The following is a 13,495-nucleotide window of genomic DNA, read 5'->3' as shown; positions in this document are numbered from 1 at the left end:
CGATGGCGCCTCGCAGATCGGCTACCTGGCCACCCCTCTGCCGCACCCAGCTCGTGTCTGGTGAACGAACGATTATCGGAAGTGGTTTCGGTCATGTTCGTCAGGCGAAGATGGCGTTCACGCCCTTGCTCACCTCCGCGAGGGGGACTTTCTCACGTTGGCGTTCGAAGGCGATCCACTCCTTGCCCTCCGCGGCGACCCCCTCCAGGACGTGCAGGGCGTTGCTGAGCCCTGCCGTGCCAAGGGTCAGCTGGGACGCGCCTTGCGGATCCTTGTCCTCGGTCTCGGTGACGTCCGAGGGTGGATCGGTCACCTTGACCTTGATCGGATCGCCGTTGGTCAGCGTCAGCTCGAAGACGTTCTCTCCGCTGTCGGTCTCGGCCACCTGGACGGAGGTGAACGCGTCGTAGCGGTAGTTGGTGCGTGCCCGGCTGCGGGTGGTGGCCTTCTGGAAGTCCAGGTGCTGGGTCAACTGCCGCACACCGTCCTTGGTGAGCAGGAAGAGCAGGATCTTGTATTTCGAATAGCGCCATGGCCCGTTCTGGACGCGTGCCCTGGCGTAGGAGGGCGTGGCGGGGGCCTCGATGAAGGCATGGGCGAGGACGTCCTGCCGTTTCAACCTGTAGAGGGCCATCGCCTGCTCCATCAGCGCCTTGCGGTCGCACTCCAGCCAGCGGGCCATTTCGAGATCGTCCGGCCTGTCGGCGAGTTTGCTCTTCCATCGGTCGAAAGCCGCCTGGCGGCCGGCCAGCAGGCTCTTCTTTTCCGCCTTGTCGGCGGAGTGGCGCCTGTACTCCGCGGCGATGCGCAGCCAGAGGCGAGCCGCGGACCAGACCGAGGCCAGGGCGGCGATCGCGGCCAGCGACACGGGCAACGGCCTGACGTGCGCTCCGCTCCAGACCAGGAAGGCGCCTGCCGCGGTCGCCGCAGCCGAGGTGAGCACGCACATCGCTTTCAGAAGAAAGGGGACGCGCAACTCCTTGCGGTAGTCCCATAACTTCCCCGCCTGCCAGCGCCGCGCGACGTCGGCGACCAGGTATCTGGTGAGCCAGGCGACTCGCTTGGCGTTGACCGTGCTCTCCCGGTAGATGGTGACCACCTCGTCGCGCAAGGACTGGCGGACACCTGCCGTCTCCGAGAGCCAGCGGGCCTTGTTCGCGCCGCGTGGGGTGTACAACGCGGAATAGTGGTTGAACTGCCGGTCGATCTTGCTCGCGAAACCATCACCACGCGTGGTGGGGGCCGGCCTGCGCAGATACTCGCGGTCCTTCGCCTGGCGTCGCTCCTTCTTGCACCGCCACTCCACGCCGCCGCGCACGCTCGCATAGCAACCGGCCGCGAGAGCCAGCAGGGTGAACAGCGCCGCCGTCCCGTTGTGCTGCCATGCCGTGGCGCCGATGAAGCCGACGGCCGCCAGGGCCGGAGCGGTGGCCGCCGTGGCCGCGGTCCAGGTGCCGAGTCCGATGAGGACGGGATCCGCCGGCCGTACCCGTGCGCCGATGGGCTCCGGCTGAAAAAACTTCCATGCCCGGCCCAGCCTGTCATTCGCGCAGCGGTCGCTCTTGGCCGCGTCGAAGGCGCGCGCCCACAGGGCGTCCTCGGCGGAGCTGTCCAGGAACATCTCCATGTGCTGGAGGACGTCGTTGCGCTGCTCGTCGGTCAGTTTCTGGAACTCCTGCTCCAGGCCGGCAGCCCCGCCCTCCTGAGGACGGGACGTCAGGAGGTGGTCGACCAGCTTGATCGCGTCGGCCCATTCGTCGTCGTCCTTGACGGCACCGCGCACGCAACGCAACATGTCGATCTCGTTCGGCGGCACCTGCTGCAGGGTGCGTCCGCTGAGCAGGGCCAGCAGCAGGTAGAAGCAGGAGTGGCCGTTGACGTAGTTGCGCAGGACCACGGCGTCGCGAATGTGCTCGCGAGCCTCCGGAGCCATCCCGGCGCGCAGGGAATTGAGCCCCACCTCGAAGATCTCCTCGGGCGAAGGGGCGGCCGCGACCTGGTAGACGTTGACAGGCCCGTGGATGGCCTCCGCCTGGACGGCGACGTTCGCCGAGTCCGTGGCGAGGTTGGTCGGGCCGGAGGGGGAATCGTTCACAGGACGCTCCGGATGGCCGCGATGACGGCCGACACGTGCGCCGCCAGCTCCGCCACGTCCGCCAGGAGCCCGCGGAGCTTCTTGAGCGCGATCACCGCCTTGCTCCTGCCCTCCTGGGTGCTCTCCGACAGCGACTCGGCGGCGACGGCGATCTCTTGCTCCGCCGCGGTGAACGTGTCCTCGTCCACCTCCTGGGCCTTGCGCGCTCTGGCAAGCCGGTCGCGCAACTCGGCGAGCTGGGCGACCGGGTCGGCTGCCTGGTTCTGAGGAGGGTGGCCGACGGTGACGTTGCCGTGGATGTGCCCCGCCTGCACGCCCACCCGGGCGTTGTCGCGGGCGACGTTCTTGACGTTGTCGGCCATGCCGTTCGCCTCTCTCTCCTTGCTCGCCGGATGGTTTTCGTGCTCCACGGCCAGTTCCTGAGCCAGGGCCACGGCGAAGGCGGCGGCGTTGGCGGCCGCCTTCGGCTGCCAGTTCAGGCCGTCGGTTGCGGTCTTCGTGCCGTCGGCGCGGTCGCTGATGCCGCGCACCACGGCCATGGGCAGCGACCTGTTGTGATGGGTGGCCTGCGCCATGCCGGCCGACTCCATCTCGATCGCGAGCGCGTCGTTGTAGGTATGGCGCACCCATTGGGCGTGCGCGGAGATAGCGGAGTCCTGTACGACCTCGCCAGCCGCGATCGGGCCGAACAGCACCGTGGGCACGGCCCCGCCCGCGGGCAGGTGGCGCGTCCAGGTCCCGGTGCGGTGAAGGTGACGGGCGATCTGATCGATCTCGTGGGCGATCTCCCAGACGCGCGGGCGGGCTTTGAGACCGTCGTCCTCGCTGGTGCCGCCGTGGTAGGCGTACACGTGCGTGGCCACCACCACGTCACCCAGGCCGATGCCGGGCCACAGAGCGCCGGCGACCCCCACGAACAGCAGCGCCGACGGCGAGAACTCGGCGATCGCCCGCTCGGTGATCACCGCCGAAGGATGATTGCCCTTGCCGACCAGGCCCAGAGCCACCCGCTGGCCGCCGTTCGCGAGGCAGCCGAGCTCGAATCGGGTGCCGGCGGTGTGGCGGTGCACCTGCGGGTCGGTCAGGTGCCTGCGAACGGCCTGATACTCCAGATCCAGCGCGGTGAGAATCACGATCATGATCATCGACCTCCTAAGGTCGAGTCATCGGGGGATTGAGTTCGTGGACCGGACCCGCCTTGAAAAGCCGGGCGGGCCGCCCGTTCGGGGTCTTACGCATCGGGCCGTCGGCAACGATGAAGCCGCGGGCGCCCTGGACTTTGCGGTAGAAGTTGCGGGGATCGAGTTGAACGCCCCAGACCGCCTCGTACACCTGCTGGAGCTCCGAGATGGTGAAGGTCTCGGCGCAGAACGCGGTGGCCAGGGCGGTGTGCTCCAGCTTGGCCCGCGCGCGCTCGACCCCGTCGGTGACGATGCGGCAATGGTCGAACGCCAGTTTCGTGCCCGGCGTCAGGGCGTCGTCCACCGCCGTCCAGGAGGCGCGGGCGGCGTCGGTGCCGGCGACCGGGTCCGGCAGGCGGGGCGCGATGGCCAGGTAGGCGACGGACACGACGCGGCCGCGCGGGTCGCGGCCCGGCTCGCCGTACACACCCAAGGGCTCCAGGTGCACGTCGGACAGGCCCGCCTCCTCGGCCAACTCGCGTCGTGCCGCTGCCTCGATGTCCTCGTGCTCGTCGCGCAGAAAGCCGCCCGGCAGGGCGAGCGCCCCGCGGAAAGGGTCAACGCCACGCTCCACGAGCAGGACATGCAGGCGCGTGTCGCGGAGGGTGAGGATCACCAGGTCGACCGCGAGCAGGATGCGCGGCGGCTGCCATGGGTCGTCGGCCATGGGTACACCATAGCTTTTTGTCAGATCGACAGAAAGCCCTTTGTCGAGTACGGGACCTCATGCCGGCCTCGCCAGCCCGCTGCTTTACACCGGGCCGCTGAAGCCGGCGTGGGGCCGGGAGAACGCCGGGTGTCGGTGGCAAAGGGCGCGTTAGCGATCAGGCGTGCCGGTAGCCGCACGGCCAGGCAAGCCCGTACGGCCGAAAATCGTTTGCCTGGCATGGCGGGGCTCAGAGAATGTGGTGTCCATGAGGCTCTGACGGACAGCACCCCGCTACTTCGAGATGCCACGGCGCCGACTCACGCCGTGATGCCGCCCGCCCATACCTTGTTCAGCGAAGAGAGCGTATTTGTCTCAGCAACACTCCCGGCAGGAGTTCCTGCCGCCGTCCACTCCGGCCACGGAGTCGGCCACCGTCACCGTGTTCGCCTCCCCCACAAGTTGGATCGAGTCCGATGCCGTCGCGCAATGCCATCAGGTGGCCGCCTTGGACGGCATGATGCACGTCGCCGCCATGCCGGACCTGCACCCCGGCAAGGGCGCCCCCATCGGTGCCGCCATGGCGTCGGCCATCCTGTATCCGTTTCTGGTTGGCTCCGACATCGGATGCGGCATCGCCGTCTTCCCCGTCAAGCTCAAGCGCGCCGTACCCGAGAAGCTCGCCGCCCGGTTCCCCGACCTCGATCGCGCGCTCGATCCCGAGCAGGATGCCGACGATCCCGCCTGGGCCGTGCTGAAGGGCGATATTCCCGCAGGTCACCTTGAGGGACTCGGGACAGTCGGCCGCGGCAACCACTTCGTCGAACTGGCGCGCATCGGAACCGTCTTCGAGCCCGGCCACGCGAGCCGGCTCGGACTCGCCGCCGGCGACCTGGTTCTCATCGTCCACAGCGGTTCCCGGGGGCTGGGCGAACGGATCTTGCGCGAGCACACCGCGGTCCACGGCGCGGGCCCGGCCCCTGATCCCGGCGCCTACCTGGCCATGCATGACGAGGCCGTACGATGGGGGTCGCTCAACCGGCGGCTTCTGGCCGCCCGGGTCGCCCACGCGCTGGGGACCGAGCCCACCGAGCCGATCCTCGACCAGTGCCACAACCTGGTCGAGCGCCGCGACGGGATCTACCTGCACCGCAAGGGAGCAGCGCCGGGTGACGGCCGCGACGTGCTCATCGCCGGCACGCGTGGCACCCCATCCTACCTCGTGGCCGCCCACGCCGGGCCGGACGCCGGCCACTCCGTGGCACACGGCGCGGGCCGCAAGATGTCGCGTGCGGACGCCCTGCGCCGCGGGCGGGCCAAGCACACGGTTGAAGAGCTGCGCCGTACCCCGATGGGATCGCTGGTGGTGTGCGGCGACCGCCAGCTCCTCTTCGAGGAAGCACCAACTGCCTACAAGCGCATCGAGCAAGTGATCGCCGACCTTGTCGCCCATGACCTGGCCACGCCCGTTGCCACGACGATCCCTCTGGTCACCTACAAGACACCCGACCTCGGGTCAGCGCCCCACAGGGACCACCGGGACCAGCGCCGCAAGCGAGGCCGGCCGTGAGCGTCCACTTGCTCCTGTCGGCCGGGCGCGGCCCGCAGGAGTGTGCCTGGGCGCTGGCTCAACTGCTGCACCGCCTGGAAGGCGACGCCACCCGGCAGGACCTGGAGACCCATCGGGCCCACACTGTTCCCGGTGACCGGCCCGGCACCTACCGATCGGTCCTCGTCCGAATCGCAGGAGACGGCGCCGAGGCGTTCGCCGCCTCGTGGACCGGAACCCTGTGCTGGCAGGCCCCCAGCCCTTACCGGGCCAACACCGGCCGGAAGAACTGGTACGTCATCGCCCAACCCTGCCAGGTCGACACCCCGCGCACGACGTTCGTGGAAGCAGACGTCGACATCGTCGCCTGCCGCACCGGCGGCCCCGGCGGTCAACATCGCAACAAGGCCAGCACGGCCGTACGGGCGACCCATCGGCCCACGGGGATCGTCGTCGTGGTCGACACCGAGCGGCAGTTCAGCCTCAACCGCCGCCTCGCCATGGGGCTGCTGCGACAGCGCATCGAGCACGGCGACGAGGCGACAGAGCGCGCCGTCACCACCGCCCGCTGGCGCATCCACGACGAGCTCGTACGCGGCAACCCCACCCGCATCGAACGTCCGGAAACGTCGAATCAGGACCTGGCCCCACAGAAGCAGACGCGCCGACGACGGCCGCAGTCCACCCGCCCCCGACCACCACGGGAGGAGAGCGTCATCCGACAACATGAGGATCGCTAGGGCAAGAGCCGGTGGGTGCCGCCGTCCGGCTGTACCGCTTGCCCGGATATAAGCCTTCGATCCATCCAAGGAGGTCCGCGCGCAGGTGGAGGCCGCGGTCGAGGCGGCCGAGCGAACAGGCGACCGCTGCGCGCCTTGGCTGCCCTGTGCCTGGGTGTTTACCTGATCGCCGCCGGTGGACTTCCTGAAGCCGTGGGCGCCTTCGAGTCCGCTGCCGGCCATGCCGCGGAGTCCGGAAACCCCTCGATCGAACTGCCGGCGCTTGCCAGCCTCGGGCACCACTTGGTGGGCCGGGACATGACCCGTGGCATCGCCGTACTCGACCAAGCTCGTGCCGTCGCCGAACGGTGCGCTCGCGAGGACCCGCACCCCTGGGATCGCCCGTTGCTACGGGTGCAGCTGGCCAGACTCCACGGCTACATCGGAGTCGCCGCCTTCGACAACGGTAAGTTCGGCGAAGCCGAGACTCACCTCCGCCGATCGCTGACGGAGCTGATGGCAGCCAAGAACCGAGACCAATACGCGATGATCTCGAATTACCTGGGCCAGCTGCTCACGGCGACGGGACGCTTCGAGGAAGCCGAGGCCGTACTGCGCACCGCGCTTCGGCTCCTGGAAGGGGACGCCGATCTCAGCGTTCACCAAGGCTACAACCAAGGTCTGCTCGGCAAGCTCTACCTCGAATGGGGCCGGTTGGAACACGCCGATCAGATGATTTCCGCAGGGTGGGAGCGGGTGACGCGGACGGGACACGTGTCGATAATGCCGCTCCTCCACACCTACCTCGCCGAACTGCTCATGACCCCCGCTTATCACCGCTTCGACCTCAACCTGGCCCGGCGACTTTGTGACGACACCGTCGAGGAGTGCCGACGCACCGGCTTCCAGCGCAGCGAGATCGCGGCACTTGCCTTGCGAGCGCTGGCCGATCTCCGTCGTGGCGATCTGGAGGGCGCTATGGAGGCGAGCGCGCGGGCAACTGCACGGCTGGAGGAAACCGGAACCATGCCTGCTCTACGCACCGAAGAGGTGTACTACGTGCGCTACTTGGTCTTGCGGGCAGCCGGCAGCGAGGAGGCACAAGCGTGGCTATCGCGTGCCAAGGCGGTGCTGATGGCCAAGGCGGAGACCCTGCCGTCACCGGAACAGCGCACGAGCCTTCTGACGCGCGTTCCGCTCAGCAGCGCGATCCTGCACCGGCCGTCTGGGACTTGGCAGTTCGACGCGCGGGCACAGGAGGCCTGATCAAAGCTTGACCGCCAGTATGGGCCCTGGCCTGCCCATGCCCTGACGTCCCCCGCCCCGCGCGTTCCCCGAGCCTACTGAGGCTTTCCATCTTGATCGCCCTGGTCCTGGCAGATCTACGGAGAGCGGTCGCCGACGACAGGAGGCTGGTAAGAGCAGCAAGTGAGGGACTGCGCGGATTCAAGTGGCCGTCAAGGTTTCGCCCCTAAGGTCCTACCGTGATCACGCCTTCCTACAGCAGGTCGACGCGGCTGTGCGCGGTCGACGACCTTGACGTACGGCTGCAGGTGCTCCTCGACGGCTACGCCGAGCAGCACCTCCTTGAGGATCTGCGCGAGTCGGCGCGGATCTGCTGCGAGACCCACAGCGTTCCCCTTCAGCAATCCCGGCGTGGCCTCTTCCGCGGGCGGGCGCTCGCGCCGATGGCGGTGGAGAACCGGGCCGCCGCGGTGGTCACCGACACGTTCGTGGTGATCGTGCTGGTCCGGGTGGACGGCGAGTCGGTACGCCTTGGTGGGCGCTTGGCCGACGCTGTCCTGGAGGTTCCGAACCCCCAGGTGTTCGGCGGTGAGACCGGCGTGTTCGTTCACGCCCGGTGGCTGGGGCACAGCGAAGCCAGCTCGTACCTGCTGCCTCTGGACTCCGGCTCGGACGGGCAGGCATTCCTTGCCCGTCTCCGTGACCTCTCCGCGGCCGCTCGCACCCGGCTTTGAGCTGCGCTTTCAGGGGTTGGACCATTGGAGGACCTTGGCCCTATGGAACTGGAGCGCGTGCAGGTGATCGCCTCCGACGCGGTTACGCACCTGCGGTACCGGGTCGCAAAGTAAGCCGCCGTCCGCGCCGACGGCACGCTCACCAATCAACACGCCGCCCGCGCCGGTGAGTGACCGGAGTGGGACCGGCATTCCGCGTACGCGGCTCCGCCCGGTCGCGGATACTTATCAGGTGAATCTATGGAAAACCATAGTCGGCAAGTATCTCATCACCGTGACTCCCCCGGGACTCAACACAATCCGCCCCCAGTTGTGGAACCGCCCAGAGAACGCTTTCAGTGACCACGACGTGCATGAGGTACTGGAGCAGTACAAAATCTACGTGGAGATGGCCGACAGGATCAGCACACGACGTGGGGTGACGAACACCTTCTTCCTTACGCTGAATACGGGATTCGCAACCATTCTGGTGCCCATGTGGAGGGACGGCTCCACCTCTATCTGGCACGTCCTGCTCTCCGTCGTCGTCTTGGAAGGGCAGTGTCTCGCCTGGTTCTGGCTTCTGCGGTCCTACCGCCAGCTCAACTCGGCCAAGTACGCCGTGATCGGCGCGTTGGAGGAACGCCTGCCGGCGTCCCCGTACTGGCGTGCCGAGTGGGAGGCCTTGGGCCAAGGCAAGGATCCGGGACGCTACTTGCCGCTCACCCGCCTGGAACAATGGGTGCCGGCTCTCTTCACCTTGGCCTATCTGGGCGCTTTCGTCATCGCCCTGACGGATTAGCCGGACGCGCACCGCATGCTGCGGCGCGATGTCGGATAGCGGACCGAATTCCCACGCGGAGGTCTGCCGGATCGGCGACCAGCCGTCGACGACGTCCCGAGGTCTGCGGTGAGTGCCCCTACGCCCGGACAGCCACGCCGAGAACATGCGGCCCGATCGGCCAGGTCAGCACGAGTCTGGCGCACCAGAGGCGCCGGCAGTCCTTCCACACGAAGCCGGACAGGCCGACCATGCCGAACACGTCCCGAGCGGCGTGGCATCCGCCGAGCATGCGGGGCCACCCGAGCACGTCGACCGTGCGCTGCGCCAGCCGACCCGCGTAACGGGTCGAGAGACTGTGCTCGTAGACGCGCAGCTCGCCGCCGGGCCGCAGGACTCGATGGGCCTCGGCGAGCAGTCGCCTGGGCTCGGCGGCGGAGCACAGGACCTCGCAGCACACCACCACGTCGGCGCTCCCATCGGCAAGTGGGAGGGTACCGTCCTCGTTGCCTTCCACGACCTCGATCGGAAGCGACACCTTGGCCGCCGCATCCGTCGCCCTGCCGCGGAACATCGGGTTGATCTCCACGGCGATGAGCGAGGTGACCGACGGCGGATAGTGCGCGAACAACTGTCCCGGCCCGCAGCCGATCTCGGCCGCCCGCCCGGTCGCGCCGCGCAGCAGCTGCGTGTAGTTGGCTTTGAGATCTGCCCTGGGATTGCGCTGGGCGTGCCGGAGCAACCAGCGTTGGACGACCGTCAGCCCGCTCTGATCAGGCATCGAGCCCGAAGGTTTCGTAGGCCGGGAGTGCGAAACGGTCTCGCAGTTCAGGCACGTTGAGGACCTCCCAGAGCAGGAACGGCAGCACCTTCTTGGACTGGCGGCAGTGCCCGAGGTCGATGTCGTAGATGGTCTTACCCCCCTTGCTGGCGGACGCGGGGCAGCCACCACCGCAGATGCCGACCGAGGCGCAGCCGCGGCAGGGGTCGATGTTCACCGGGATGCGGTCTTCCCAGTGCTTCATCGCCGGAGTGTCGAAGAGGCGGGAGGCGAGATTCGGCTGCCAGACGTTGGCGTGGAAGAACTTGCTGTCCTCGAGGAAGCCCTGGCAGACCCCCACCCGGCCGTTCTGGTCGACGACTATCTGATGGGCGCCCTGGGCGTAGCAGGACTGGACGTAGGGGATGTTGTCCCGGACGCACGCCAGCATGCGGCTCAGCCGCTGCTCCTCGCCGCCGAAGGCCAGGATGCGCCGGTACGCCGCGATCATGGCGTCGGACGCCCGTTCGGCGAAGACGTCGGTGTAGAGCAGATCCTCCTGCTGCTTCAGGATGCAGAACACCACGGGTATGGTGACCTCGTTCGTGACCCACTCCAGGATCACCTCCAGGTGATCCAGGGTCGGCTCCGTCACGGTGATCGAGAGCGAGGGTTCCACGCCGCCGGCGGTGAGCAGGTCCACGAGCTGGTTCAACTGCGGGTAGGCGTTCTTGGTTCGGCTGGGCCGCGACAGCTGGGTCAGCCAGTCAGGGCCGTCGAACGACAGCACCACTTCGGCCTTGTTGCGGCCCAGTTCCTCGGCCATCCGCGCGGTGAGCAGCGATCCGTTGGTGATCACCTTGGTGTGGATCTGGCCGGGCCCCCGGCCGAACCGCGGATGCGCGCGTACCTCGTCCATGACCAGCTGCATGAGCGGCCAGCGCAGCAGCGGCTCTCCGCCGTAGAAGACGACGCGGTTCGCCCGGTCCGGATCCATGACGGAGGCGAACAGCTCCACCGAGCGTATGGCCGTCTTCTCGTCCATCGCCGTCTTGAAGAACGTCGAGGTGGTCTCGTCCGAGCCGCTCAGGCAGTGGCTGCACGAGAAGTTGCAGGCGCCCGTGACGACGAGATACAGCTCGGTCAGGTGGCGGTCGGCCTTGACGGTCCCGGCGACCTCGTCGGTGGTGGTCATGACGGACCCCGGTTCCAGCAGGACCCTGGCGTCGATCAATGCACGTGCCAGGTCGTCGCGCGCCGGCGCGGGCACGTTCAGGTGATCGAGCGACTCGCGGGGAGCGGCCCCGGTGGCGTGCAGGTGCTTCAGCCGGGCGAAGTCAGGCCCGAGATAGACCGGTTTCAGGTAGAGAGAATTGAGGACGGCGGTGGCCCCTGGACCTTCGACGAAATGCGCGGTGGGGGACCATCTCAGGGTCTGCGTCATGCTGTGACCTCCTGTGCCCGTCGCCAGAAGTCCCGCACCGATGGGATCTGCTGGTAGTGCGAGCGGAGAAACTCTCCGACCTCGTCCTGGTCCAAGCTCTCGGCCAGCCGGTGGAACGCGAGAAACGCCGGCGCGTAGCAGTGCTGGTACGCCCGCTGCGCGGGCTTCAGCACGCGGTTGGCGAGATCGCGCTCGATCTCGAATGGCTCCACGAAGAACAGACGGCTCGTGCAGTACTCCCAGACGGCCGTGACAGGACTGCCCCCCTCCAGCATCAGTTGCGCGTTGGCCAGCACCATGTCCCGCAACTCGCGCAGCTTTTTCGCGAGCATCATCTCCGGGTCGAGTTCGGACCTGGGACAGAGGAAGTAGGGCAGCGCCTGGGCGATTCCTTCGGCCAGCGTCACGATCGGGTGGTGCGTGGCATGGATGTGCAGGGCCGCGGGAAGGCCGGCCCGGGTCACCGCCCGCGCCCAGGAGGGGTTCTGGACTGCGTGGCCGGCGATCTCGTGGGACGCGATGTATTTGCACTGCCCGCGAGTGAAGGTGTGCCTGGGGTGAGTATTGATCGACCAAGTGGCGAGGCCGGCATGGCTGCTGAGGAAGAAACTCCAGGGTTCGTCCTTCTGGACGGTCTCGATCTCGATCTTCAACTCGTCGAGCGGCTCGATGTGCCTGTACAGGCGGTCGAGCCAATAGTCCTGCCCCGCGCGGGCCAGCTCGACCACCTCATCAGGGGACTCGACCCGGAAACGCGCGAAGTAGGGAAGGCGATCTTCAGGGCGATATTCCAGGCCGAAGTGCCCGCAGAGCTCCTGAACGTCGGCAGCCGTCGCCTCCAGGGTGCGCTCCGGAATAGGAACCGGATCGTAGAGGTAGAGGACGGAGACATAGTGCCGGAGACTGAGGCGTTCGCCGAGCATGGCCCGGAGAAAGGTCGCGGACGCGACCAGGTTGTCCCACACCATTTGGTCGAGGCCGGGCTGTTCGGCGAGTCTCCGCCGTAACTCGGTCAAAGCGCCGAGCACCTCCCGGCGGGAGGAGAAATCATCGTGGTGGAGCAAGGGCGAGTAGTCCTGGTCGACGATCTCGTGGCCGTCGCTGTAGATCCCGGAGGTCTCCAACGCGTGCCAGCCTCGGTAGAACCCGACGACATCCTCGTAGAGCGTTTCAAGCACTGACACCGACACGCCCCTTCCGGTCGGCTGGGAACTCTCCGCCGCCGGCGGAAGTATTCCCAGCCAGTAACGGATGACTCTTATCACAGGAAAGGCCCCACATAAATAGGGGCTAGGGTCTAGAGCCGTCGCAGCAGTGACGGACGACGGGGTACATCCACTTTACGGTTGCGTCCGAAGGTGCATTCTGTCGCATTTCTACTACCCCCTTCCTGCGGCTAAGCTAACATCGCCATTTATATGCGGCAAGAGAGGTGCCCCTATTGGACAAATGGGAGATAACCGCGATTGAGCGCCAACTTGATCAGGGAAGGCGACTGCTCGCGGTGCTCGAGGAGCAGGCTGCGGCGTACACGACCTTGACGATTCCCGCCGAACTTCAGGTCAACCTGGAGAACCAGCGGTCGAAGATCGACCATCTGGAACAGCGGTTATCGGGGAAGGTGCCACGGCTCCAGCTCAAAGAACTGCCCGACTGGACCGGCAGCCGGACCCTTCAAGAGATCATGGATTACCTGTCTCTCTACTGCGAACCATCACTGGTCAACGCGGTGATGAAACAGGTCGTGCTCGCCTCCGCCTACCGCCGGTCGTTTCGCTGGAACATGACCCTGCAGCCGAACAGACGGCGTCGCCCGCCGGCCGACGAGGCGATAGACGCCGCTCTCAACTACTCCTTCGAGCAGATCGCCTCGACGCACATCGCCGAGGAGTCGATGCGCAGCTACGCCGTTTACCACGTGCCGAGCCCGTTGAGCCAGCGAGGCAGGCTCCAGCGGATGACCATCGACTCGCACGGCAACGCGCCGATCGACCTCGCCGGTGATGAGCTTGAGAGGTACGCCGAGCGAAGCGCGTACGGCTGCTTCTACCGGGTGCCCTACAACCTGCGGCGGGGCCAGTCCGCCAAGGTGTCCGCGGAGGTGGAGGTCTTCCACCCGGTGAGAAGCGAGGAGATCCTGGTCTCCTACTACCCGTGCACCAACTACACGGCCACCGTGCGACTGCCGGTGGAGCACGCGAAGCGGTTCCAGTTGCGGGTGGAGTTCTGGCACCCGTCCCGCTCGGGGGAATGGATGGCCGATGAGGTCGTGACTCAGGACGGATATGAGGTGAGCACATATCGCATCACGGAGCCGTTGCTGCCCTACCAGGGGTTGCGCATCGCCTGGCACTACCGATGA

General features: G+C 67.2%; 12 protein-coding genes. 6 read left to right on the top strand and 6 right to left on the bottom strand.

Annotated elements, in window-relative coordinates:
• Positions 1-100 precede the first annotated feature (100 nt).
• Genes ACTMTI_RS40175 through ACTMTI_RS40165 form a run of 3 tightly spaced genes read right to left on the bottom strand, consistent with a single transcriptional unit; the run spans position 101 to position 3,943 of the window.
• Positions 101-2,095, bottom strand: coding sequence for a hypothetical protein (locus ACTMTI_RS40175; protein WP_441126018.1), 1,995 nt, complete (start codon positions 2,093-2,095; stop codon positions 101-103).
• Positions 2,092-3,234, bottom strand: coding sequence for a 5'-methylthioadenosine/S-adenosylhomocysteine nucleosidase family protein (locus ACTMTI_RS40170; RefSeq protein ID WP_441126017.1), 1,143 nt, complete (start codon positions 3,232-3,234; stop codon positions 2,092-2,094). The genes ACTMTI_RS40175 and ACTMTI_RS40170 overlap by 4 nt, the downstream gene beginning before the upstream one ends.
• A 13-nt stretch (positions 3,235-3,247) precedes the next feature.
• A complete protein-coding gene (locus ACTMTI_RS40165) occupies positions 3,248-3,943 on the bottom strand; it encodes an NUDIX hydrolase (RefSeq protein ID WP_441126016.1) in 696 nt (231 codons plus the stop codon).
• Positions 3,944-4,292: 349 nt separating this feature from the next.
• Here ACTMTI_RS40165 and ACTMTI_RS40160 point away from each other — a divergent pair, with 349 nt between their 5' ends.
• The 5 genes from ACTMTI_RS40160 (at position 4,293) to ACTMTI_RS40140 (ending at position 8,950) form a co-directional block, all read left to right on the top strand.
• A complete protein-coding gene (locus tag ACTMTI_RS40160; RefSeq protein ID WP_441126015.1) occupies positions 4,293-5,492 on the top strand; it encodes an RNA ligase RtcB family protein in 1,200 nt (399 codons plus the stop codon).
• Positions 5,489-6,211: a peptide chain release factor H gene (gene prfH / locus ACTMTI_RS40155; RefSeq protein ID WP_441126014.1), complete on the top strand. Its 723-nt coding sequence runs from the start codon at positions 5,489-5,491 to the stop codon at positions 6,209-6,211. The genes ACTMTI_RS40160 and prfH overlap by 4 nt, the downstream gene beginning before the upstream one ends.
• Positions 6,212-6,346: 135 nt before the next feature.
• Entirely contained in the window at positions 6,347-7,456 is a 1,110-nt protein-coding gene (locus tag ACTMTI_RS40150; RefSeq protein WP_441126013.1) for a tetratricopeptide repeat protein, read from the top strand.
• Positions 7,457-7,674: 218 nt separating this feature from the next.
• A complete protein-coding gene (locus tag ACTMTI_RS40145; RefSeq protein WP_441126012.1) occupies positions 7,675-8,169 on the top strand; it encodes a hypothetical protein in 495 nt (164 codons plus the stop codon).
• Between the two features lie 232 nt (positions 8,170-8,401).
• The gene (locus ACTMTI_RS40140; RefSeq protein ID WP_441126011.1) at positions 8,402-8,950 is read left to right on the top strand and encodes a RipA family octameric membrane protein; all 549 of its coding nucleotides are present in this window, start codon (positions 8,402-8,404) and stop codon (positions 8,948-8,950) included.
• Between the two features lie 118 nt (positions 8,951-9,068).
• On the opposite strand, the gene ACTMTI_RS40135 is transcribed toward ACTMTI_RS40140, so the two are convergent.
• Genes ACTMTI_RS40135 through ACTMTI_RS40125 form a run of 3 tightly spaced genes read right to left on the bottom strand, consistent with a single transcriptional unit; the run spans position 9,069 to position 12,317 of the window.
• The gene (locus tag ACTMTI_RS40135; RefSeq protein ID WP_441126010.1) at positions 9,069-9,710 is read right to left on the bottom strand and encodes a class I SAM-dependent methyltransferase; all 642 of its coding nucleotides are present in this window, start codon (positions 9,708-9,710) and stop codon (positions 9,069-9,071) included.
• Positions 9,703-11,133: a radical SAM protein gene (locus tag ACTMTI_RS40130; RefSeq protein WP_441126009.1), complete on the bottom strand. Its 1,431-nt coding sequence runs from the start codon at positions 11,131-11,133 to the stop codon at positions 9,703-9,705. Before ACTMTI_RS40130 ends, ACTMTI_RS40135 begins: the two co-directional genes overlap by 8 nt.
• Entirely contained in the window at positions 11,130-12,317 is a 1,188-nt protein-coding gene (locus ACTMTI_RS40125) for a hypothetical protein (protein WP_441126008.1), read from the bottom strand. Before ACTMTI_RS40125 ends, ACTMTI_RS40130 begins: the two co-directional genes overlap by 4 nt.
• A 320-nt stretch (positions 12,318-12,637) precedes the next feature.
• Here ACTMTI_RS40125 and ACTMTI_RS40120 point away from each other — a divergent pair, with 320 nt between their 5' ends.
• Positions 12,638-13,495, top strand: coding sequence for a hypothetical protein (locus ACTMTI_RS40120; RefSeq protein ID WP_441126007.1), 858 nt, complete (start codon positions 12,638-12,640; stop codon positions 13,493-13,495).

Origin of the sequence: Nonomuraea sp. H19 (genome assembly GCF_052068215.1) — a bacterium.
Classification (GTDB): Bacteria; Actinomycetota; Actinomycetes; order Streptosporangiales; family Streptosporangiaceae; genus Nonomuraea.
This window is presented reverse-complemented; position numbering and strand designations above follow the sequence as displayed.